Raw genomic sequence first — 25,165 nt, forward strand, 5'->3', positions numbered from 1 at the left:
AGTATTTTTTTTAAACGAATTTCCGTATTTTATCGGATCGCTTTGTATGAACCCAATCTGGCCATGTAGTAGAATCTTCGGCATCGTAGATTCTTATTTTTTGGTTTTCGTCTTCAATTAATAAATCATCAGAAGTACAGCCCAAAATTGCAGCCGCTGCCGCAAGACCGGAATAAGTCGCTCCCGCAACACCGTGAGACAGGGTACAAGCACCACAAAGAAACAGGTTTTCTATTTCGGTTTTGTTTTTATATGAGAAAGGACCAACCTGATTTAATGTTTTTTCGGTTCCGTAAACATTTCCTTTTGTCGAATTGATGTAAAATTCATTGGTTTTTGGAGTTCCTAATTCGGCCTGAATGATATGTTGCTTCGCATTTGGGATTATTTTTTCGAGATTGTTCATCAGTTTATTGACGATTTTTTCTTTGAAAATTTTGTATTCTTCGTTGTGATAATCCTCTAAACCATTAAAATCTTTTAAGTGATCGTAATTAACGTAGGTTACAATTTCAAAATTATGATAACGTCCATTAAAACTTGCCGGATCTTTAAGCGTTGTACAACTTATAAAGACTGAGGGAAATGAATCTCCTGAATCAATATTGCTGCTCATTAAATCTTCAAAATTAGCATCGTCATTTTCATCTTTCATCATCCAGAAATTTCCCGAATCGATATTATATAAAGTAACATCAATGTCAAGCGTCAGGAATAAAATCAAAGAAGTAACGGAATATTTTGTCTTCTCTAATTTCTTAAGAAGTGATTTACTGAGATGTTCTTTATCAATTAAATTGAGATAAGTAATAGATGGATCGGCATTCGAAACAATGTTCCTGGCAAATATTTCTTCACCATTTTCAAGTTGAACGCCTATTGCTTTTTTATTTTCGATAATGATTTTGCGAACGTTTTGTTTTACGCGGATTTCTCCGTTATGTCTTTTTACACCGTTTGTCATGGCTTTTACGATGCCTCCGCCTCCGCCCATGGGATAAAATCCACCATCAAAATAGTGACTCATTACAGAACAATGTACAGGAAAACAAGCCCGACTTGGCGGAAGCCCGTGATCTCCGCACTGAATGTTAAGGACGGCTTTTAACTTGGGATCTTTTACATGCCAGCCAATTACTTTTTTTAAAGGAAAGAGCGCAAATTTGCCAAAATGTTTGGTGCGAAACGGAACGGTAATATTTTGCCAGAAACCTTTGAGTGTTGGAATCAGTTGCAATTCGTAACTCACTTTTTGTACTAATGAAAGATATTCGTTGATGTTTTTTTCTTCGTGCGGAAAATGATTAGAAAGTGTTTTCTTGAGATTTTCGGCTCCTGCGGGCAAATCGAAAGTTTCATCGCCAATCAAACAATGTTCGTAAGCGTTTTTGTTCATTCTAAAGAAAACCATATCATTTGCAATTCCTAAACCGCGATATAATTCGTTGGCAGATTGTCCTTCTTCAAGCTGGCCTACATAATGCACGCCCGGACTAAAACGCTGTCCTTTTAAGGTAAAACTATGACTCCAGCCACCGGGAACATAATGTTGCTCGAGTACTAAAACTTTTTGTCCGGCTCTTGCAAGACATATCGCCGTAGATAATCCTCCGACTCCTGAACCAATGATAATTGTGTCAAATTCCTGCATATTTTACTTTAAGAATTGTAAAGTATAAAAGAACGACATTTAATTAAATGATTTTTACTTTTTGCCACGAATTCACGAATTATTTTTTCACGCAGATTTAAAAAGATTTCAGCTGATAAGCGCAGATTAATTTAATAAAAATCTAAAATTAAATTTGCTTTAATCTGCCAAATCTGCGTGAAACAAAATCATTTTAATCTGTGGCTTTAATTTTAACCGCAATCCCGATAGCTATCGGGAGCAAAGGTTTTTATACACATAGGGTTTCATAAAAAAAACAAAGTTCGCAAAGCTTTGTATTGATTTAGCTTTGCGAACTTTGCATTTCTAAACATAGCATTAGATAAAAACTTTGTAGACTTTGCGGTTAAATTCCCCCTTAATTGTTTTTCAATTGATTCCAAAAATCAAAGTAATTAAACCATTGCAAAGGATATTTTGCCAGCATAGATTCCAGGCTTTCAATATACGCTTTCAATAATCCTTTTTCGTCACGATGTTTTACTACAGCTTCACGTGCATACAAGTGATAATGCAGGTTGGGCTCTTTCATGACATACACAAATACTACAGGAACTTTTAATCTTGAAGCAATTAAAAAAGGACCTGCGGGAAAGTTGGCTTCCTGACCAAGTATTTTTTCAGAAAGTGATTTAGTACCTTCAAAATAACGATCGCCGGTAAAACAAACCAATTCGTTTTTAGAAAGTGCTGCATTGATCTCAAAAATATGAGACAAATCTTCTCTGATAATAATAAACTTAACGGTAGGTTTTTGGGTAACGCTTTCCAGATAATTCTTAATAGCAGAATGTTCGAGATCTGTCGTAACCAGATTAATTTGAAAATCGATGTCGATATCGCCTAAAAAATGTTCGGCAATTTCAAAATTTCCAATATGTGCACTGATTAATACGCCTCCTTTTTTTTCTGCCAAAAGATTTTTCAGCGTTTCAATTCCGTCAAATTCATAGGTGAATTTATTTCGCATTCCTGCCGAAATGGAAATTTTATCAATAATGGTCTGTCCAAAAGTGTAATAACTTTTGAAAACCATTTTTTTAGATTTTAACCAGGAATACCCAAGTCTTTCTTTAAAATAATAAGAAATGGCTTTGTTACTTTTCTTTAGAAATAAAAAATAGTAAGAAGCGACAAAATAAAGTAAAACATAAGCAGCTTTAATACCCGCTTTTTTTATAAGAAAAACGAATATTTTATATCCTAAAACAGTTCCTTTTGATTTGCCATCCCATTTGCTCATTAAGCAGTTTTGGCTTTTAATTTGTTTTCGATAAGATCATAAAAACTTTGGAAAGAATCAATTCCAACGAAATCAACTTCAACCAGTTTTACACCAAAGTTGGCTTCAATTGAAACAACTAAATCAACATAGTCCAAACTATCTAACCCAAGTGTATCTTTTAAATTAGCATCTGGTTCAATATCATCATTATCTACTTCAAATTCCTCAACTAAAAAACCATTTATTTTTGCTATAATCTCTTCTTTATTCATCGTTTAATTTAAACTTTTTAACCACCAACGCAGAGTTGGTTCCTCCGAACCCGAAGGAATTGGACAAAAATATGTCAAATTTTTTGTTTAAAGTAGTTTTGACCAAATTTAATTTGGCAGCATCTTCATCAGGATTGTCTAAATTGATGTTTGGAGCAATGAAATCGTGCTGCATCATTAAGATGGAATAAATTACTTCGCTCGCTCCGGCCATCCAGCATTCATGTCCTGTCATTGATTTTGTCGAACTTACATACGGGTTTTTCTCGCCAAAAACTTCAAAGATGGCTTTGGCTTCATTACCGTCTCCAACAGGTGTTGAGGTTGCATGGGCATTTATATAATCAATATCAGTTGCTTTCAATTGGGCGTCGTCAAGCGCTCGTTGCATGGCTATAGATGGACCTTCGACATTGGGAGTCGAGATGTGTCCTCCGTTTGATGAAAATCCGTAACCGACAACTTCGGCGATAATATTAGCGCCACGAGCTATTGCAGATTCGTAACTTTCGAGAATTAAAGTTGCACCGCCGCCACTAGGAATTAATCCGTCGCGATCGGCATCAAAAGGGCGGGAAGCTTTTTCAGGTTCATTTTCTCTGTTCGAAAAAACACCTAAACCATCAAAACTGCTCATGGCAAATTTGTTGATTTCCTGAGCTCCTCCGGTAATAATAATATCCTGAAATCCGCTTTTTATTAAAAAATAAGCCAAACCTATAGAATGTGATCCACTTGCGCAGGCTGCACTTATGGTAAGATTGATGCCGCGCAGTTTGAAAATTGTAGATAAATTCATCGTTACCGTAGAATTCATCGATTTAAAAATGGCTCCGGAACCTATCAATGCGGTATCTTTTTTCTCACGGACAATATCTGTAGCTTCGATAATAGCTTTTGAAACACTATCATTTCCGTACATAATACCTACTTCGCGATTGTCAAAAAAATCATCATCAATATTAGCATTTCTCAATGCTTCGATTGTAGCCATATAAGCATACTCGGTTTCTTCACCAATGCTCATACGTTGTCTTCGGGTCAATAAATTTTTCAGATCAGCTTTTGGAACCACTCCCGTAAGGGCTGATTGAAAACCAAATTCTTTTCTTTCAGGATCAAACTGAATACCCGATTTTCCGTTGTATAAAGATTCTTTTACTTCCTCTAAAGAAGTTCCGATACAAGAATAAATTCCCATTCCAGTAATTACAACTCTTTTATTCATCGTCTTTTAAAGTAATATTTTTAAAGTGTAATTTTTTGAATCTCGCAAAGGCGCAGAGTCGCAAAGTTCTTCTTTTTGTGTTTTTTTTTAATAAAACTTTGCGACTCTGCGTCTTTGCGAGCAATTTTCGAAGTTTAAAAAAACTTAAAATAATCTCGCAAACATAGAACTATTAAGAATATATCCCTCCGTTTATATTGATAATTTCTCCTGTAATGTAACTTGCTTTTTTTGAAATCAAAAAGCTTACCAAATCTGCTACTTCTTCGGCTTCGCCAAAACGATTTACCGGAATTAGTTTTAATAATTCTTTTTCGTCGAGCTGGCTTGTCATATCGGTTCTTATAAAACCCGGAGCTACAGCATTTACAGTAATATTTCTTTTGGCAACTTCTTGAGCCAGAGCTTTTGTAGCCGCAACAATTGCACCTTTTGCAGCCGAATAATTGGTTTGTCCGGCCGTTCCTTTTACGCCCGAAACCGAAACCATATTTACGATTCGGCCATATTTATTACGCAACATTTTTTGAATAAAAAATTGCGTTACATTAAAAAATCCGTTCAAACTTGTGTTTACAACTCCGTTCCAGTCTTCGGGAGTCATCCACATAAAAAGACCGTCTTTGGTAATTCCGGCATTGTTTACAATTGCTTCTACAATCGCTTCAGGATTTAGTTCCTGCCATTGCGTTAATGTTTTTTGCACTTCTTCATAATTAGAAACATCAAAACCTAAGATTTCTCCGGTTGCTCCTAATTTTTGTATTTCCTGAAGTGTTTCTTCGGCAGCAGTTTTGTTCGAATGATAATTTATCAGAATATGATAACTAGATTCAACGGCTAATTTTTTACAAATAGCACTTCCAATTCCTCGTGAACCGCCAGTTACTAATACACATTTCATATGCAGAATTTATTTTTATTGGTCAAAATAGGGTATCGCTTTTTTACACGCGATACCCTATTCTTGTTTTATTAGCTATTATTTTTTCTTTTTGGCTACAGGTTTCGCTGTCGGTTTTGTAGCAGGTTTCGTTTCTGCCTTTGCTGTCGGTTTTGTTTCTGCCTTAGATTTTTCAGCAGGAGCTTCACTTACGCTGTTTCTTTCTTTTGATTTCGAAAAAAGTTCAGCATTTTCAAACCATTGGTTGCTTAATACAGTTCCGTCTGGTCTAAGAAATCCCCATTTGCCTTCATTTTTTACTCTTGCAATTCCATCAATAAAACCTTTGTCCTGTTGTACAAACAAAGCAATAACGAAGCCGTTTGCTGTAATGCCGTATTGAGTTGGAATTACCAATTTTCCTGATTCATTGATAAATCCCCAATTTTTTTCTTTTACAGGAGCCAGTCCGTTTGAGCTAAAAACTTCTGCATCACTGTATGATGGCGGAATAACGAATTCAGCTTTAGGATTGATGTATCCCCATTTAGATCCGATACAAACCGGAGCTAAATTTTTAGAGAATGCTTTTGCTTTATCATAAATAGGCAGGATAGTCCAGTTTCCTTTCATGTCAATAAAACCAATTTTACCACCTTTTCGGGCATACGTTAAATCCTGAATTTCAAAATCCCAGATTTTATCTGCGCCATCAACCACAATAAAGCTTCCGGAACTTACAAGTCCAAAAGTTTTGTCCTTTCTTGCCCAGGTTGTGTTTTTGAAATAATTCCCTACTTCATCATAAAGGGGTTCTACTACTTCTTTACCTGAAGTAGTAATAATTCCCCATTTTTTATTGTTTTCTACTCTTGCATAACCATTTTCGAAAGATTTGATCTGATCATATTTGGGTTCTAGAACAACGGCCATTTTTGAATTGATTAATCCCACTTTTTTTCCTTGTCTTATAAAAGCAACACCGTCATTAAAATCAAATAATTTTTCAGTAGACGGAGGTGTCTGAACTTCACCTTTTGTATTAATATAAACCCAATCCTTATCTTTTTGTACTACTGCAATGCCGCTATTAAATTCTTTAGTGTCTTTAAAAGTAGCCGGAATTACCCATGTTCCTTTAGTATCAATGAATCCCCATTTTCCGTTATCTTCAACAGCGGCTAAACCTTCAGAAAAGCTTTTTGCTGATTTGTATTGAGGTTCAATTTTAAAATTTCCATCTTTAGAAATGTATCCAATTTTACCGTTCTTTTTAACTAAAGCCAATTCCTGACTATTAACAAATTGAATAAATAATACGAATAAAAAAATAAGTGGTTTTTTCATGATTTTTAAGGTTCAATTAATAATGTAAGATAAAGTTTTAACTGTTGATCAGGTAATCTTTTACTTTTTGAACAAAAGGATACATCACCTGATCTTCTTTAAATGTAGGAATTATATTTCTAATCTCGTCGTACCATTTTTTGGTTACCGATGAAATTTGATCTTTTTGTACTAAATAATCAATTGCCTGAACAATTGTAATTAGTTCAATCGCTAAAACTTCGAATGAATTTTCGATTACTTTTGAGGTAATAACCGCCGCATTCGTTCCCATACTTACAATATCCTGATTGTCGTTGTTGTTCGGGATACTGTGCACGTACATTGGGTTAGATAACATTTGACTTTCGGCAGTTGTTGAGGTTGCCGTAAACTGAACACCCTGCATCCCGAAATTGAATCCTAATGTTCCTAAGTTGACAAATGGAGGAAGAATTTCGTTGATTTTTGAATTTAATAAATAATTCAACTGACGTTCTGCCAACATCGTTAATTTGGTAATTACAATTTTCAGTTTATCCATTTCAAGCGAAATATAATCGCCGTGGAAATTTCCTCCGTGATAAACGTGTTTGTTTTTTACATCTATAATAGGATTGTCGTTTGCCGAGTTAAATTCGTCCTCTAAAATAGAAGCGACATTATTTATTGTTTCTAAAACCGGACCCAAAATTTGAGGAACACATCTTAATGAATAATATTCCTGAACTTTTTCCTTGAAAATTTCCTCGGTATTTTCTCCTGAATATAAATGGTCTTCTCTTTTACGGATCAAAGTACTGTCAGAAAGATTTTGTCTCATTCTCGCCGCCACTTCCTGTTGTCCTTTATGACGTTTGGTTTGGTTTAATTCTTCAGAAAAATGATCGTCATACGCCTGAACCAATTCGTTGATCGCACAAGAAGCTTTTAATGACCAGTCTAATAATTTATTGGCGTGGTGCACATTGACAACTCCAATTCCGGTCATTACAGATGTTCCGTTGATTAACGCCAGACCTTCTCTAATTTCTACCTGAATAGGTTTTAAACCTTCAATTTCGAAAACTTCCGGAGTTGGTCTTCTGTCTCCTTTATAAAAAACTTCGCCTTCACCAATTAAAACCAAAGCCAAGTGTGATAATTGTACTAAATCTCCGCTCGCGCCAACGCCACCATGCTCAAAAATAAGAGGCGTAATATCTCTGTTGATTAATTCTGCCATTAAGTGAATTACTGACGGATGAACTCCGGAGTTACCTAATGATAAAGTATTTAAACGCGCTAAAATTGCTGCTTTTGCACAAACAGGGCTCAAAGGTTTTCCTGTTCCTGAAGAGTGGCTTCTGATTAAATTGTATTGCAGCTGAATTTGGTCAGACTCTTTGATACGGTATTGAGCCATTGGTCCAAAACCAGTATTTACGCCATATATTACTTTGTTCCCTGAAAATTCTTTCAGGAAATTGAAGCTTTCGTTTACTCGGTTTAAAACAGCATCGCTTATCGAAACTTTGTTATTTCCAAAAATAATGGATTCGAATTCTGCTAAACTTAAATATTCATTAATTGTGTTCATTAAACTGGTTTTGATTGTGCTAATTTAATTTTATTTATCAAAATAAATGTAGTTATTTTGATGATGGCAAATGTAGGCTAATAATTGATAATATTTTTAATATGATAAAGGAGTTTGTAGATGTTTTAGTGATTGGTGCGGGACCTTCTGGATGTGTGTCAGCATCTTATCTTCATAAAAACAATGTTAAGATAAAAGTTGTTGAAAAAACAAAGTTTCCAAGACTGGTCGTTGGCGAAAGCCTTATACCGCGAGTAATGGATCATTTTGCAGAGGCTGAGCTTTTTGAAAGTCTCAATGCAATGAATTTTGAGAAAAAATTAGGTGCCCGTTTTATAAGAGGAGAAGAAATTTGCGTTTTTGATTTCAGTAAAAAATTTGGTGAAGGCTGGGACTGGACCTGGCAAGTGCCAAGAGCTGATTTCGACAATACAATGGCGCAGGAAGTGATTAGAAAAGGGATTGATCTTGAATTTGAAACAGAAGTATTGGAAGTTTCTTTTGAAGGAAAAAAATCTAAAACCATCGTAAAAGATAAGGACGGAAATCTAAAAGAGATTCATGCCAATTTCATCATCGATTCCAGCGGATACGGACGTGTTTTACCAAGACTTTTAGATCTTGATAGACCATCACAACTAGATCCGCACTCTTCGATATTTACGCACGTAAAAGATATTAACAGAACCGAAGGCGAAGAGGGAACTCAGATTTCATTTGATATTCTGGAAACCGAAGTTTGGTTATGGGTAATTCCTTTCTCGAACGGCAATACAAGTTTAGGAGTTGTAGGTCCAACGGATTTTATCAATTCACTATCTGAAAATAAAAACAATGCCGAGGCTTTGCGCAATGCAATTCAAAAATCAGATTATTATATCAAAAGATTTAAAGGAACGGAGTTTTTATTCGAACCAGTTAAATTAGAAAATTATTCAAGAGCCGTAAAAAGAATGTACGGAGATGGTTTTGCCTTAACAGGAAATAGTTCTGAATTCTTAGATCCTGTTTTTTCATCAGGAGTTGCGTTTGCGACAGAATCCGGAATGCTGGCAGCAAAATTATATCTTAAAGAATCACAGGGAATCGAAGTAGACTGGGAAGTTGAATTTACAGAATATATGAAAAAAGGGATTGCTGTTTTTACCACTTACGTGAAAGAATGGTACACCGGCAACCTGCAGACTTTATTTTTTCATCAGCCGGAAAATCCAGATGTAAAAGAAAAAATCTGTGCTGTTTTGGCAGGGTATGTCTGGAATGAAGAAAACCCTTTTGTAAAAAAACACGATCATGTGATAGCCAACATGGCGTATTTACTCAATATGCAAAAAGAACAAAGCCCTGAATAATCTGGGCTTTTTTTATAGGTCTCAGATCGGGGTTTAAAGCCCTGCAATTTATTGCAGTACTTTAGTAATGCGAAAAAATATAAATATTATTTTTGAGCTGATACCAGTTTTTAAAATTTGTATTTAAGTTTAGAACAGAAAGACTTTCGGTCTCTCATAAAACCAAACCTTTGCACCTTCAATCCAGAGTAGTTTAGTAGAATAAAAAAAAACATCTTATACACGGTCTTTTATTTTAAAAAAATAAATATCAAGTGAAAACTCAGAAATCAAAAGCAAAAATGTTGATGATTTGGCAGATTCGGTCTGCAATGATGAAAACTCTTTTGTTAAGAAACATGATGATGTAATTAAGAATATTTTTATAAAAAAAGGGCTGTCTTTTTTAAGATAGCCCTTTTTATTTTGGATAATTCAATAATGAATTAGATTTTATTAAATTTGGTAGTTTACATTTTCATTTTCCATAGCATATTTAAATGCCCACGCCATCAGGTTACCAAAAAATGCGCTATTATAAGCACCATTTTTCACAATGGGAGTTCCTGTGCCCGACACACCACAAACAGTGTCCATAAATGGAGTATCTAGACCAAAAAATGCATATCCTAATGTTGTATGTCTAAAAGCATAATGTTTGCCGTTTAAAGGAAGTAAACTTACTGCATTTGGAGGTACTGATGTAAAAGGAGCACACCTAGTACCATTTGTTTGATTGATAGTACGACCTTTTAAATCACCGAATGGTCCTGTAATAATAGGGTCTGCTATGCTGGCAAATTGCCAGCTTGCTAAATTGGAGCTATCTGAAGTACTTGATAAACCGGATGTGTTGAAAATAGTATTCATAACCGTGTTTAACGAGCTGTCTGCATTGTCGCTTACCCCAGCATGGAGGGTAATTAAAACTCCTTTTTTATTCTTAACAAAATCATTAAGAACGGACAGCGCCCCATTTTGTTGAGTATAGTACTGGGAGTCCCACGCATATGACCATGTTTGTATTATAACATCGATTTTATTGGCGTTGATAAAGTTTTTTATCACTGATGGATCTGTAGTGGGGCCTAAAGTAAATATGTTTACACCTTCCATTGCAACAGTAGCACCACTATTGGGTCCAAAATTGTTTCTTGATTCTAACATAGCTCTGGAAGGCGTGTTAGAACCAGGCGCCTCTGGTCCGTAATGCACGGTCAAATCCCCAAAATGCAGTACATTCATCTTACGGATTCCGACAGTAACATTTGCTGTACAGGCAGGGCTGATACTGTTCGATGTAATATTGTAACTAAAAGTACCACCAACTCCCGCTGTTCCAGCTGCAAACATAGTCACACTTTGCTCACCCGTACTTGTAAACGTACCCGTTTTAGAGAAGCTAATACCATTTACAGTATTGGTACTTAGATTATAGTCCCCAACTGCCGTTACGTTAACAGGAACTACCATCGTATTTGCTGATGTCATTGCTAGTCCGGGTAAATAAGAACCTGTGGTAGTGATACTGCCGCAGTTTATAGTATATGCTATTGGCTGTTGTGCCACTGTAACATTTACTGTACAAGAACTTGACGTTCCTGGGCTTCCTGTAACTGTAAATGCAGTATTTCCAGGTGTAAGAGGTGTACCTGTTCCATTTAATATAACCTGTTGCGTTCCTAAAGCCGAAAGATCTATAATGCCAGAACTAAAGGTCATTCCGTTAGTAGTAGTAGTTGTAATGGTAGTTTTACCTGTTGCTGTTACATTTACCGGCAGTACAATCGTATTTGCTGTATTAAGCGGTGATGCCTGCATATAGGTTCCTGTTGGTGTAGCTTCCGCACAATTAATGGTGTAGGAGACAGGAGATACCGTGACAAGTATGCCACTACATGATGCGCCAGAAACGGTTTTCGCATTTGATGTAATGACAAATGAATCTGTTTGAGATGCTAAGGGAGTTCCCGTTCCTAATAATTCGACACTTTGAGGGCCTGTCGTTGTAAATTTACCCGCACCTGTAAAAGAGTAACCATTTATAGTATTAGTGCTTATGCTCCAAAATCCGATATTAGTTACGTTTACGCTCAAGGTTATTTTGTTACTAGTGGTAAGAGGTAAACCGATATTATATACCCCTTCCTTTGTTACACTTGAACAATTTAGTGCGTAATCAATTTCAGCCCTTTCTACAAAAATATTGGGTGAACAATCATTTGTAGATCCGTTTATGGAAACTTTAACAGCATCTCCGGCACTTCCGGCATCATAACCCATATTTGGAGTACCTACGCCAGGCAGGTTCAATATATAAGAACCCGCTGAAGGAAAAGCCCCGCTGGCATTAAAATAATATCCATTATTTGTTGTTGCTGATATTGTGTACGTTCCCGGTTGTGTTACTATCACAGGAATAGTCATAAAATTTGAAGCTGTTAAAGCAACACCTTGTTTATAGGCACCATTCACAATTCCCTGGTTACAATCAGCAACAGCAATATTTAGTGTAGCAGGAGGCTGCGTACCACAGATACTCGTCCACAAATTCTGTCCCGCATTCCAATAATCAAAACAGTTTGTTGTAGTGTTGAAAATCAATAAACCGTTGCTTAGATTGGCAGGAATAATAGCATCTCTTTGAGAAGTGGTTAACCGCGAAACTAACATCCCTTTACTGTTGCTTTCCAACTCGAATATTGCTCCGGGTCTTGCTTTTTCCGATCCGCTGCTTATTGTCCCGTCTTTTAATTTGGAGTTTTGTACCTGAGAAAAGACTGGAGACAAGCCACTGATAATTAAGAATATTGCTAAAGCAATTTGTCTCAACTTTAATATATTTTTCATGGTCTATTTCATATTAAGTTTATAATTCATTAAGCCTGGACCGCATGTTATCATTTTATGCCGTCGAAACATTTATTTTAATGAACTATTTAATAATGTTTCTAATTTGCTCAAACGCAATTCCATAGCTTCTGAAGCTTCTTTTAGTATTTTAATTTCTAACTCTTTTGCTTCAAGCTGTTTGTTCTGTTCAATTACATGCAGGTAGAGTTCTTCCGTTTTTTCTAATAATTGTATTGACAGTTCAGAAACATTAAAAGAGTATCCTTCTTTGGTTTTTTCCAGTTCATTGATGGGTGTTATCCCTGGTAAATGCTTGTTGGTTCTAATAAAGGTATCTACACTCTTTAAATCCTTAAATTTATAATCTGCTTTTATATCTGAAAATCCTTTGAAGTAATCTTCGAAAACATAATCGGCGTAATAAGAATTCACTGTACTAATAGCCCCGTTAACTCTTAGTTTTTCATTAGGGGCTGCGGATGGTGTAGTATAGCCAATTCCGACCCATCCCTGTGTGTAAATGTTTTCAGTATTTGTTGTTGCTCCTTTATTACTTTCAGAACCAAACCATGGTTCTTTGACAGCAGCGCCAATATCTAATGAATATGTGTCCTTGTTTTCATCATAATAATCAAGTGTTCCCAATGTAGAATTTACAGTTAAATTTGTAATCGTTTGAGCATCACCTACCAAATCTATCATTTCGAATTCGGTTTTGGTATTATTTTCATCTGTAAATATTAAAGAATGTTTACCCCCGTCATAGAATAATGAAGTTAGTGTTTCCTTTGATTTTATTACTTTCTCAAGTTCTTCATTAAAGTTGGTACCACCGACGATCGTTGCTGCATTTGATTCGATTTGAGCTGGCACGTCTAAAGTTTTCCACGTAGCAGAATTAGTTCCATTTGAAGTTAAAACCTGTCCATCTGTACCACCATTAATATCTAAAGAGGTTGCTGCGGTTAATAATTGCCCTCCGCCTGTTATACTAAGTGCTGAATTTGCAGACGTAAGATTATAAAGTGAACCCGTATCAAAAGTACCAACCCTTATCCACTTATTATTCCAATAATAGTACCCCGGCGTCACGTCATTAAGAGTCGCCGTGTTATAAATCATTAAACTTGTTGCAGGATTAGTAACAGGACTATTATCTGTTGTATTTACCAGAGCTACTCTAGGCATGAGAAGACCTCGTTTATTGGAAGTTATATCTAACTGCGCAGAATTATCAGGATTGAGTGTTCCTATTCCCGTTTGAGCATGGGATAGGGTGCCAAAACCAATCATGGCAAGTATTAATATTATTTTATTTTTAAATTCCATTGCTATTGAATTTTATTAAAACTCTTATGTAATTCTATATTATAAAGCTCTTCTAATTTGAAGAGAAGGTCTTTTTGTTATCCAGCCATTTACAAGTAAATTTGATACATGTAGCTTCAAAATTGAAAATTTTTAAGTATTGTTTCAAAGTTGCCTGTAGAAATTTTAGAAGAACAAATTAATTTTTAGTTTTGAAAAAAGGGAGAGGCACACCCCTCCCTTTTATTTATTTAAAAAATATTCTATAATTTAGAAAGTGTTTGCCATCTTAATGGGGCTACAGATTCTAAAATAAGCTGATATGAATTAGATTGACCTATTGTCATTTTTACATCAGCCTCATCAATTGTTCCACTCGAAACTGATACTTTTACAAAAGCATCATCATTAGTGTCTACTCTCTTAATAGAGAACACCTTACCAACTAAAAGAGGGTCGGTTACAGTTGGTAATGTTAATGTTAAATTTCCAGGGACACCACTTGCATCAATAATTATTACATTATCAGTATCAATATTTAAAGTAGTACTTGATGAAATCCTTAATACACTCAATTTGTTGCTTACAGGATTTTTCCATTCTACTTTGCCATCATCATCTGTAGTTGTTAGAACTTGTCCTTTAGCACCTCCATTAATCTTTAACGCAGCGTCGGCAAACAATATATCCGTACCAGCAGCTGTACCACCAATAGTAATAAGACCGTCTTCAGAAGTTAAGCTTCCTTTACCAGTTGTATCATTATTAATCTTAACCCAACTTGAAGATTTATCTTTCCATTCCGTATCACGTTCTGCAGCTGTTGTTTTTGTTCCAACATATGCGTAGATATCATCGTTTGTATCTTTTACAATTGCATCGAGTGTAGTAATTGAACCGGCAGTACCTGGTGCTCCTGCAGCACCTGCAATTCCATCTTTACCATTAAGGCCATTGATTTTCACCCAGTTTGGAGATTTATTTGCCCAATCTGCATCACGTCCTGCTACTGTTTTGTCTGTTCCAACATATGCGTAAATATCACCGTTTATATCTTTTACAATTGCATCTAAAGTGGTAATAGAGCCAGCAGTACCTGGTGCTCCTGCAGCACCTGCAATTCCGTCGATACCATTTTTACCTGTTAAAGCAATCCACTTATCGTTATCATTAGGGTCTCGTACGTATATTATTCCAGTTGCATTATCAATATACATTGCAACATTGTCACCTGGATATCCAGTCTCGCCCTTTGAACCTGGTGCTCCTGTACCTCCAACTATTCCATCCTGGCCGTCTTTACCATTAAGTCCATTGATTTTGACCCAGTTTGGAGATTTATCTACCCACTCTTCATCACGTTCTGCAGCTGTTTTTTTTGTTCCAACATATGCGTAAATATCACCGTTTGGATCTTTTATAATTGCATCGAGTGTAGTAATTGAACCGGCAGTACCTGGTGCTCCTGTAGCACCTGCGATTCCATCTTTACCGTTAAGGCCATTGATTTTAACCCAGTTTGGAGATTTATTTGCCCAATCTGCATCACGTCCTGCAACTGTTGTTTCTGATCCAACGTATGCGTAAATATCACCGTTTGTATCTTTTACAATTGCATCGAGTGTAGTAATAGAACCGGCAGTACCTGGTGCTCCTGAGGCCCCTGCAATTCCATCTTTACCGTTAAGACCGTTGATCTTAACCCAGTTTGGAGATTTATTTGCCCAATCTGCATCACGTCCTGCAACTGTTGTTTCTGATCCAACGTATGCGTAAATATCACCGTTTGTATCTTTTACAATTGCATCAAGTGTAGTAATTGAACCGGCAGTACCTGGTGCTCCCGTAGCTCCTGCAATTCCATCTTTACCGTTAAGACCGCTGATCTTAACCCAGTTTGGAGATTTTTGTTCCCAATCCGTAGCACGTCCTTCTACTGTTCTGTCTGTTCCAACGTAAGCATAGATATCTCCGTTAGTATCTTTGACAATTGCATCGAGTGTAGTAATTGCACCTGGAGTACCTGGTGCTCCAGAAGCTCCTGCAATTCCGTCAATACCATTTTTACCTGTTAAGGCTATCCACTTATCGTTATCATTAGGGTCTCGTACGTATATTATTCCAGTTGCATTATCAATATACATTGCAACATTGTCACCTGGATATCCAGTCTCGCCCTTTGAACCTGGTGCTCCTGTACCTCCAACTATTCCATCCTGGCCGTCTTTACCATTAAGTCCATTGATTTTGACCCAGTTTGGAGATTTATCTACCCACTCTTCATCACGTTCTGCAGCTGTTTTTTTTGTTCCAACATATGCGTAAATATCACCGTTTGGATCTTTTATAATTGCATCGAGTGTAGTAATTGAACCTGCAGTCCCTGGTGCTCCTGTAGCACCTGCGATTCCATCTTTACCGTTAAGGCCATTGATTTTAACCCAGTTTGGAGATTTATTTGCCCAATCTGCATCACGTCCTGCAACTGTTGTTTCTGATCCAACGTATGCGTAAATATCACCGTTTGTATCTTTTACAATTGCATCCAGTGTAGTAATAGAGCCAGCAGTACCCGGTGCTCCTGAGGCCCCTGCAATTCCATCTTTACCGTTAAGGCCATTGATCTTAACCCAGTTTGGAGATTTATTTGCCCAATCTGCATCACGTCCTGCTACTGTTTTGTCTGTTCCAACATATGCGTAAATATCACCGTTGGGATCTTTTACAATTGCATCTAAGGTGGTAATAGAGCCAGCAGTACCTGGTGCTCCTGCAGCACCTGCAATTCCGTCGATACCATTTTTACCTGTTAAAGCAATCCACTTATCGTTATCATTAGGGTCTCGTACGTATATTATTCCAGTTGCATTATCAATATACATTGCAACATTGTCACCTGGATATCCAGTCTCGCCCTTTGAACCTGGTGCTCCTGTACCTCCAACTATTCCATCCTGGCCGTCTTTACCATTAAGTCCATTGATTTTGACCCAGTTTGGAGATTTATCTACCCACTCTTCATCACGTTCTGCAGCTGTTTTTTTTGTTCCAACATATGCGTAAATATCACCGTTTGGATCTTTTATAATTGCATCGAGTGTAGTAATTGAACCTGCAGTACCTGGCGCTCCTGTAGCGCCTGCAATTCCATCTTTACCGTTAAGGCCATTGATTTTAACCCAGTTTGGAGATTTAGCTGCCCATTCTGTGTCGCGTCCCGCTACTGTTTTGTCTGTTCCAACATATGCGTAAATATCTCCGTTTGGATCTTTTACAATTGCATCCAAAGTGGTAATAGAGCCTGCAGTACCCGGTGCTCCAGCAGCACCTGCAATTCCGTCGATACCGTTTTTACCTGTTAAGGCAATCCACTTATCATCATTGTTAGGGTCGCGTACGTATATTATTCCAGTTGCATTATCAATATACATTGCAATATTGTCACCTGGATAGCCAGTCTCACCCTTTGAACCTGGTGCTCCTGTACCTCCAACTATTCCATCTTTTCCATCTCTACCGTCAAGGCCATTGATCTTAACCCAGTTTGGAGATTTTTGTTCCCATTCAGTAGCACGTTCTGCAGCTGTTGTTTTTGTTCCAACGTATGCGTATATATCACCGTTCGGATCTTTTACAATTACATCAAGTGTAGTAATTGCACCTGGTGTACCCGGCGCTCCTGCAGCACCTGCAATTCCGTTTATACCACCGACACTGTCAATTGCTGCTGATAGATCTTTTGCAGAAACTATTCTATTCCATTTTTGATCTGCTGCCGTCCAGTAGTAGTACCCTTCGGTAACATCTGCAACATTCGCAGTATTATATACTAATAAACTATTAGCATCACTATCTAAATTTTTAACTGTTGTTGCATCAGCAGTACCAGTTAAGGCAACACTAGGTATTAAAATACCTTTATTGTGCTTTGCTTCAAAAACTTGAAGTTTTGACGCTTCATGTGGATTTAGGGTTCCAACACCGACCTGTGAATAAGCCGAATAACATCCTAAAACAAAAACTAAAGGGAGTAATCTGTTCTTCATAGTATTATAATTATTATATAGTTACATTTTATTGATCAAACATTAAAATTTGAAAAATGCAAATGTCTCCTCTAATGTTTTATAAGATTACTCCGATAAGTTTTTTAAGTATTAGATTAGGGTATTTAAGAATAAGTTAATTCCAAATGGATAGCTATAAGGAGTGGATTATCCTGATATTATGTGAAGTAAAAAACGTTAAAATATATATTTGAATACTATAATGAATAAATTAAATGTCAAAAGAATGACCTAAATTCAGTAAAAAATAGAAGACTGAAAAGAGGCTAGAATACTTTAAAATGTATAAGATAATGTGATTTATTCCTTTTGAAGAACTGTAGCTAGTTTACATAAAATAGAATGTAGCAGCAATGGTTCATTATTTAATGACCGGTATGCTGTTGCGATAGAGTAATGGATTAATATCTAAAAATAAATAAAAAGAGGCCTATTTAGATCATGAGATACGAAAGTACAAAAACAAAAAAAACTGCCCGAAAATACTTTCGAACAGTTTTTTATTTTGTCTTGAAAAATATTCTGGTAAAAAATATATTACCAGAATTTAACGTATAAAGCTACAATTACTAATAATGTAATTACGATTAAAACTGTAGTTTGTGGTTTTACTTTAAACATTTCAGCATCGATTTCAAATGCTTTAGGATTTACTTTTGGTCCTGCAAAACTGATTGCAATCATCGCTAACATTGTAAAGAAGAATGATAATCCCATACAAATATGGAAAGGAATTTCGAATGCACCTTTTCCGTTAGGATAAGCTGTGTATAGTAAAGTTTCGTTTCCAAATAACATTGGAGCATATTCGTTGAATAATACAGATAAAACAAATCCTAAAATTACACCTACAATTGCTGCAGTTCCAGTTGTTCTTTTCCAGAACATACCAAGGAAGAACATCGCAAATACACCAGGGCTAATAAATCCTGTATATTTTTGGATGTAAGTAAATCCACCAACTCCGCCAATTCCTAAGATGTCATTCCAAGTAAATAAAACAGCTAAAAGCATAGCAGCAAAAACGGCAATTCTACCAATGTTTACTTGTTGTTTTTCGCCAGCATCTTTCTGGATGTATTTTTTATGAATATCTAAAGTATAAATAGTCGAGATACTGTTTACTTTTCCGGCTAATGAAGCTACGATTGCAGCAGTTAAAGCCGCTACAGAAAGTCCTTTTAATCCTGTTGGTAAGAAAGTCAATACAGCAGAATAAGCTCCGTCTTTTCCTCCAACTAATTGAGGTAAATGTCCGTTTACGTAAAGTACATAAGCAGCAATACCAGGTAACATTACGATTAATGGCATTAATAATTTTAGCATACCTGCAAACAAAATACCTGTACGAGCCGTTTGTAAATCAGCACCTAGCGCTCTTTGAGTAATGTATTGGTTACAACCCCAATAGTTTAAGTTGATAATCCAGATACCGGCAAGGTAAGACATCAAACCAGGGAAAGTTAAATATTTATCAATATCAAGTTGAGAAGAATTTGCAGTTGGTTTTGGAATAATCATTTTGAAATGCTCAGGAGCTTCTCTCATTAAAACCTTGAAACCGGCAATAGCATTTTCACCTACTCCAAAATATTGTCCAACAGTTGTTAGTGCGATATATGAAGTTACCAAACCACCAATGATCAAAACAGCAACCTGAATAACATCTGTATAAGCAACCACTTTCATACCTCCTAAAGAGATGAATAAAGCGAATACTGCTAAACCTATCATGATCACGTGCAGGTATTCTCCACCGGCTAAACCATTAATAGCAACCGCTCCTAAATAAAGGATAGAAGTTAAGTTTACAAATACATATAAAAACAACCAGAAAACCGCCATAATCAATGCAGTAGATTCGTTGTAACGTGTTTTTAAGAATTGAGGCATCGTGTAAATCTTATTTTTAAGATATACAGGAATGAACCAAACTGCTACAATAATCAAAGCGATAGCAGCAAGCCATTCGTAAGCTGCAACAGCAATTCCTAAAAAGAAACCTTCACCGCTCATCCCGATGAACTGTTCTGCTGAAATATTTGAGGCAATTAAAGATGCTCCAATAGCCCACCAGGTTAAGTTTCCTTCGGCCAAAAAGTAAGCCTTAGCATCTTGTTCGTCTTGTTTACGTTTGCGGTAAACTGTATAACCGTAGGCAGAAACTACGATAAAATAAATAATAAAAACCGCATAATCTGCGAAAGCGAGGTTCTGGTTCATTGTTAGTAGTATTTTAAAAATTAGTATAGGTGATTGTTTGTTTAATTTGGTTTAAAATGTGATATGTGTTTTTATTCTGTTATTTTTTTATTAAAATAAGAACGAAGCCAAAAGTAAAATAAATAATTATAAATACAGCATTTACAAATGTGTTTTTTACATTTATAAATTAATTATTGTGTTAAATTTTAAAATGACTCTATTATAAAATGACTTTTAGAGCTTATTTACCAGCCGATTTATAATGCACATCAGGTTGTTGTCTTAAAATTTCGGCACTTTTTTCGGGTGTAATATCACGCTGCGATTCGCCTAACATTTCGTAACCCACCATGAATTTTTTAACCGTTGCCGAACGTAATAATGGCGGATAAAAATGCATGTGGAAATGCCATTCAGGATGGTCTAAACCATCTGTTGGTGACTGGTGAATTCCTGATGAATAGGGGAATGAAGTACTAAATAAATTGTCGTACTTAATCGTTAATTGTTTTAAAATTGTAGCGAACGCATTCACTTCTTCAGCTGTAAAATCAGTAATTTTATTAAGAGCTCTTTTACTGATAATCATAGTTTCGTAAGGCCAGATTGCCCAAAACGGAACCAACGCCACGAAGTGATCATTCTCGATTACAATACGTTCTCCGCTTTTCAATTCGGCTTGCAGGTAATCTTCAAGAAGTGTTCTGTTGTTTTTATCGAAATAAGATTTCAGGCTGTTTTGTGTTTTTTCCACCTGAGTTGGCAATGACGATTGCGCCCAGATTTGACCGTGCGGGTGTGGGTTACTACAGCCCATCACGCTTCCTTTATTTTCAAAAATCTGAACGTGGTTGATGTATTTTATGTTTCCTAAATCAGTGTATTCTTTTTGCCAGGTTCTAATAATGTTTTCGATCCCGTCAATTTCCATTTCCGGTAACGTAAGATCGTGTCTTGGTGAAAAACAAACTACTCTGGAAATTCCCTGTTCCGGTTTTGCTTTAAAGAAAGTATGTTTGATGTCTTCTTCAAAAATAATTTCGTCCTGCTTCATGGCAGCAAAATCATTTTCGAATACAAAACTGCTTTCGTAATTCGGGTTATTTAATCCGTTAGCGCGAACATTTCCCGGACACAAATAACAAGTTGGGTCATATTTAGGTAATGTTTCAGTTGAAATGGTTTCATTTTGTCCTTGCCACGGGCGTTTTGCACGATGAGGTGATACTAAAACCCATTCATTAATTAAGGGATTAAAACGTCTGTGTGGATCTTCGTTAATGTCAAAATTTTTCATTGTAATTCTTGTGGTATTAAAGTAGTGTTGTTCCGTTTGAGATTTTTACATCATAAAATTTTAATTCAATCCCAAATGTATCTAAATAAAGATTTGAAAACTTACTTTTCACCTCATTTTCATGACCTTTTTTAATCAAATTGATAGTGCAGCCGCCAAAACCGCCGCCCATTAATCGGGAACCAATAATTGCATCATCAGCTTTTGCAGTATCTACAAGCATATCAAGCTCGGCACAACTTACCTCATATTCTTGCGATAAACCATAATGGGTTTCAAAAAGCAATTGTCCTAAAAGTTCTATATTTCCGTTATCCAAAGCTTCACAAGCTTTAATTACGCGGTTAATTTCTTTTACAACAAAGTGCACTCTTTTAAAAACAGTTTCATTTATTTTATCCTGAATGCTCAAAAGCTGTTCTTCAGTACAATCTCTGAAGCTTTTTATTGCAGGGAAATTTTCTTTAATAATCGCCAATCCTTGTTCGCACTCAATTCTTCGGTTATTGTATTCAGATGTAAAAAGCGAGTGTTTTACATTACTATCAAATAACACTAAAGAGTAATCTTTAAAATCAGCATTGTGATATTCAAAATCAAGCGTATTACAATCTAGTTTAATCACTTTATTTTCAAGACCGTGAACGCTCGAAAACTGATCCATGATACCACAATTGATACCTACCCAGTGTTCTGCTTTTTGTCCTAATAAAGAAATGTCAACTTTTTCAATTTTTAGATTGAAAAGTGCCTTGATTCCGAAAATCGTTCCGCATTCTAAAGCCGCAGAAGATGATAAACCGGAACCCACCGGAATATTACTGCTAAAAACACAGTTGAAACCTTCAAACGCAAATCCGTTATCCTGCAATTGTTTGATAACGCCTCGGATGTAATTGGTCCAGACCACATCGCTTAATGTGATTTCCTGAGTCAGATCAATTTCAAAATCTTCGTTTAAATCGATGGCAACTATTCGCGATTTTTGGGTATCGTTTTTCGCAAAAGCAAAACAAATTACTTTGTCTATGGCAGCGGGTAAAACATAACCGTCATTATAATCAATATGTTCCCCAATGATGTTGATTCTTCCTGGAGAAAGTACTACTTTTTGAGGAGCTGATCCAAAAGATTTCTCAAAAAAAGCAGTTGTGTTCTGTACTAAAATGTCATTCATTATGATGTAATTGAAAGGGTATTATCTTGTAATTTTTGAACTTTTCTTTAAATAATATTAGTTTATAGTTTCGAATTTATAAACCGTTGTTTGATGGTATTCTTCGCCTTTTTTCAAAACCGAATTTGGAAAATGTTGCTGATTGGGTGCATCCGGAAAATTTTGAGTTTCAAAACAAATTCCGCTTGACGCATGATATTTTGTGTTTTCTTTCCCTGTTAAGGTATCAGAACATTTACCACCTACATAAATATGAACACTTGGCTGATCTGTGTAAACACTCATTTGCAAGTTGTTTTTAGCACTGTATAATTTTGCAACAGCATTATTTGTAGCTTCAACCACAAACGAATTATCAATAATAGCAGGACATTTTTTTGTGGTTCTAAAATCGAAATCATGATCAGCAAGAGCCGTAAAATTTCCGCTAGGAATATTATCTGAATCTGTTTCCAACATTTTTTCGGCATCAATAAACATAGTCTGATCCAGAACATTCCCGTCATGACCATCAAGATTAAAATAACTATGATGCGTTAAGTTGATAACCGTATCTTCTGTAGTGGTTGCTTTATATTCCAGCTTCAGTTCGTTTTCTTCGGTCAAAGTATAAGTCAAATCAACGTCTAATTCTCCAGGGAAATTTTCATCTAAATCTTCACTCAAAAGACTCAATGTAATCGACGGATTATCGCCTGAAGTAATATTGGTAACATTCCATACTTTTTGTCCAAAACCAACATTTCCGCCGTGTAATGCATTTCCGTTGTTGTTAATGTTGAGCTGGTAGGCTTTATCATTTAACTTAAAAATACCTTTACTAATTCGTCCTGCATAACGGCCAACAGTTGTTCCAAAATAAGGAGCACCTGATAAAGTATACGAAGCCAGGTACGATTCTAAAGTATCAAAACCCAAAACAACATCAACAAGCTGACCATTTGAAACCGGAATTTGTAATGAAGTTACAGTAGCACCATAATTAATGACCTGAACTTTCATTCCGTTTTTATTTGATAATTCAAAAGAAAGAATTTCTTCCTTATCAGGCATTAAACCAAATGATTTAGATACAGATCCGTTTTGAAAATGCGATATTTGTTTTATTTCCATACTATTTTTGCCAAAAGTGAAATCCAAAAATAGAAACATTATTTACGTTTGCATACCAGTACCTACCAGTTTTTTGTATATTGCACCAAAATTTCCTTTTTTATGAATATTATTTCGATTCAAAACAACATTGGTTTGCCAAAATATAAGCAGATAATTCTGTCAATAGAAAAAGCAATCGAAGAAGAAAAACTTGTAAAAGGCGACCGGCTTCCGTCTGTAAATAAAGTTTGTCTGGCTTTTTCATTATCGCGTGATACTGTTTTATTAGGATACGATGAACTCAAAAAAAGAGGGATTATTTACGCCATTCCTGGCAAAGGATATTATGTAAAAAGCGTTGAAACCACTATAAAACAAAAGGTTTTTTTATTATTTGATGAATTAAATAGTTTTAAGGAAGACATTTATAATTCGTTTTTGCAGCACATTGGAAAAAATGCTCAGGTCGATATTTTCTTTCATCATTTTAATGTTCCGGTTTTTCAAAAGCTTATAAACGACAGTAACGGAAATTATACAAAATACATCATTATGCCCACCAACTTAAACGATGTAGCCAGATTGATAAAAACCCTACCAGTAGGCGAAGTAATCATACTGGATCAGACCAATCCTGATTTGAAATTGTATCCCGCAATTTATCAAAATCATGAAAAAGATATTTTTGAAGGACTGCTTAAAGGAAAGTCCAGACTGGGTAAATACGAAAAGTTGATTCTGATTTTTCCCGGTTTCAGAGAGCCACTCGGAATGAAAATTGGGTTTGAAGCTTTTTGTACTAAATATGATTTTGAATATGAAATCATCACTGAATTTACTGATCGCGAAATTATTCTGGGCGATTTATATATTATCCCAAATGATCGTGATTTAGTGCGCGTAATCGAAAAAGCAAGAGAAAAAAACCTGAAATTAGGAATTGATTTTGGCATTATATCCTATAACGAAACCCCGCTAAAAAAGATTGTCGCCAACGGAATTACCACAATTTCGACTCACTTTGAAACAATGGGAAAAATTTTAGCCGATATGGTCCTTAAAGGAAAGAAAGAACAAATAGAAAACAAATCATCTCTCACGATGCGCAATTCTTTGTAAAAGAGGAAAATGTTATTTTAATCGATTGGTTTAGTCCCTATGGGACATTTTGGAATGTGGAGGATATTGTATTTCTACCAACATATAATCTCTACGAGATATTTCTTTTCGCATAATTATAAGAATTGTTTCCGCCAATTATTTAGATTTCTATTGGATAACTCCTCTAGGAGTTAAAGGTTGGTAGTCTTTGGTAGCTGTTAGTATAAAATTTATTCATAATATTTTCCACGATTATTCATCCTAATTGTATAACTCCGTTAGGAGTTAAAGGTCGGTAGCAGATTAAATTATCACACCACGCAATTGTCCCATAGGGACATCTCTACCAATTTCCAATCTCCCATTATGGTTTGTTTTTTATATAACAAATCAATATCTCACAATTAAAACACTTAATATATTAAATCCCTAATTTTTTAATTAAAAAAATAAGGAAACAATTTTTTTGTTTTTGTAGAGTTATTTTATATACATTTGTAAATGTAAATTTTACACTTATTATTTGTTTTGTTTTTACTTTAAAAA

At 35.7% G+C, this 25,165-nt stretch carries 16 protein-coding genes; 2 read left to right on the plus strand and 14 right to left on the minus strand.

Features of this window, described 5'->3' with window-relative positions; genetic code table 11:
- Window positions 1–10: 10 nt before the first annotated feature.
- From B0M43_RS05515 to hutH, 7 genes are all read right to left on the minus strand, one after another.
- Window positions 11–1,651, minus strand: a complete 1,641-nt coding sequence (locus B0M43_RS05515; RefSeq protein ID WP_078006555.1) for an NAD(P)/FAD-dependent oxidoreductase — start codon at window positions 1,649–1,651, stop codon at window positions 11–13.
- A 379-nt stretch (window positions 1,652–2,030) separates the two neighbouring features.
- The gene (locus B0M43_RS05520) at window positions 2,031–2,915 is read right to left on the minus strand and encodes a lipid A biosynthesis acyltransferase (protein ID WP_078006554.1); all 885 of its coding nucleotides are present in this window, start codon (window positions 2,913–2,915) and stop codon (window positions 2,031–2,033) included.
- Window positions 2,915–3,169, minus strand: coding sequence for an acyl carrier protein (locus B0M43_RS05525; protein WP_065451716.1), 255 nt, complete (start codon window positions 3,167–3,169; stop codon window positions 2,915–2,917). The genes B0M43_RS05520 and B0M43_RS05525 overlap by 1 nt, the downstream gene beginning before the upstream one ends.
- The gene (locus B0M43_RS05530; RefSeq protein ID WP_065451715.1) at window positions 3,162–4,397 is read right to left on the minus strand and encodes a beta-ketoacyl synthase; all 1,236 of its coding nucleotides are present in this window, start codon (window positions 4,395–4,397) and stop codon (window positions 3,162–3,164) included. Before B0M43_RS05530 ends, B0M43_RS05525 begins: the two co-directional genes overlap by 8 nt.
- Window positions 4,398–4,569: 172 nt before the next feature.
- Window positions 4,570–5,301 carry a 3-oxoacyl-ACP reductase FabG gene (gene fabG / locus B0M43_RS05535; RefSeq protein ID WP_078006553.1) on the minus strand — a complete coding sequence of 244 codons (732 nt, stop codon included), beginning with the start codon at window positions 5,299–5,301 and terminating at the stop codon, window positions 4,570–4,572.
- A 78-nt stretch (window positions 5,302–5,379) separates the two neighbouring features.
- Entirely contained in the window at window positions 5,380–6,627 is a 1,248-nt protein-coding gene (locus B0M43_RS05540) for a WG repeat-containing protein (RefSeq protein WP_078006552.1), read from the minus strand.
- 37 nt (window positions 6,628–6,664) lie between these two features.
- Window positions 6,665–8,185, minus strand: a complete 1,521-nt coding sequence (gene hutH / locus B0M43_RS05545; protein ID WP_078006551.1) for a histidine ammonia-lyase — start codon at window positions 8,183–8,185, stop codon at window positions 6,665–6,667.
- 101 nt (window positions 8,186–8,286) lie between these two features.
- Between hutH and B0M43_RS05550 the strand changes: the two genes are divergently transcribed.
- Window positions 8,287–9,537, plus strand: coding sequence for an NAD(P)/FAD-dependent oxidoreductase (locus tag B0M43_RS05550; protein ID WP_078006550.1), 1,251 nt, complete (start codon window positions 8,287–8,289; stop codon window positions 9,535–9,537).
- A 435-nt stretch (window positions 9,538–9,972) separates the two neighbouring features.
- On the opposite strand, the gene B0M43_RS05555 is transcribed toward B0M43_RS05550, so the two are convergent.
- The 7 genes from B0M43_RS05555 to B0M43_RS05585 form a co-directional block, all read right to left on the minus strand.
- Window positions 9,973–12,366: a hypothetical protein gene (locus tag B0M43_RS05555; RefSeq protein ID WP_078006549.1), complete on the minus strand. Its 2,394-nt coding sequence runs from the start codon at window positions 12,364–12,366 to the stop codon at window positions 9,973–9,975.
- A 72-nt stretch (window positions 12,367–12,438) separates the two neighbouring features.
- Window positions 12,439–13,698, minus strand: coding sequence for a hypothetical protein (locus B0M43_RS05560; RefSeq protein WP_078006548.1), 1,260 nt, complete (start codon window positions 13,696–13,698; stop codon window positions 12,439–12,441).
- Window positions 13,699–13,940: 242 nt separating this feature from the next.
- A complete protein-coding gene (locus B0M43_RS05565) occupies window positions 13,941–17,723 on the minus strand; it encodes a collagen-like protein (protein ID WP_078006547.1) in 3,783 nt (1,260 codons plus the stop codon).
- Between the two features lie 558 nt (window positions 17,724–18,281).
- Complete coding sequence (locus B0M43_RS05570; protein ID WP_078006546.1) at window positions 18,282–19,967, minus strand: sodium/sugar symporter; 1,686 nt, start codon at window positions 19,965–19,967, stop codon at window positions 18,282–18,284.
- A gap of 223 nt (window positions 19,968–20,190) precedes the next feature.
- The gene (locus tag B0M43_RS05575) at window positions 20,191–21,246 is read right to left on the minus strand and encodes a UDP-glucose--hexose-1-phosphate uridylyltransferase (RefSeq protein ID WP_078006545.1); all 1,056 of its coding nucleotides are present in this window, start codon (window positions 21,244–21,246) and stop codon (window positions 20,191–20,193) included.
- A gap of 16 nt (window positions 21,247–21,262) precedes the next feature.
- Window positions 21,263–22,423, minus strand: coding sequence for a galactokinase (gene galK / locus B0M43_RS05580; protein WP_078006544.1), 1,161 nt, complete (start codon window positions 22,421–22,423; stop codon window positions 21,263–21,265).
- Window positions 22,424–22,480: 57 nt separating this feature from the next.
- Complete coding sequence (locus B0M43_RS05585; protein WP_078006543.1) at window positions 22,481–23,536, minus strand: aldose epimerase family protein; 1,056 nt, start codon at window positions 23,534–23,536, stop codon at window positions 22,481–22,483.
- Window positions 23,537–23,638: 102 nt separating this feature from the next.
- On the opposite strand from B0M43_RS05585, the gene B0M43_RS05590 reads away from it, so the two are divergent.
- Complete coding sequence (locus B0M43_RS05590) at window positions 23,639–24,637, plus strand: GntR family transcriptional regulator (protein ID WP_065451698.1); 999 nt, start codon at window positions 23,639–23,641, stop codon at window positions 24,635–24,637.
- Window positions 24,638–25,165 lie beyond the last annotated feature (528 nt).

The sequence above is a fragment of the Flavobacterium sp. KBS0721 genome, from assembly GCF_002007065.3.
Lineage (GTDB): Bacteria > Bacteroidota > Bacteroidia > Flavobacteriales > Flavobacteriaceae > Flavobacterium > Flavobacterium piscis.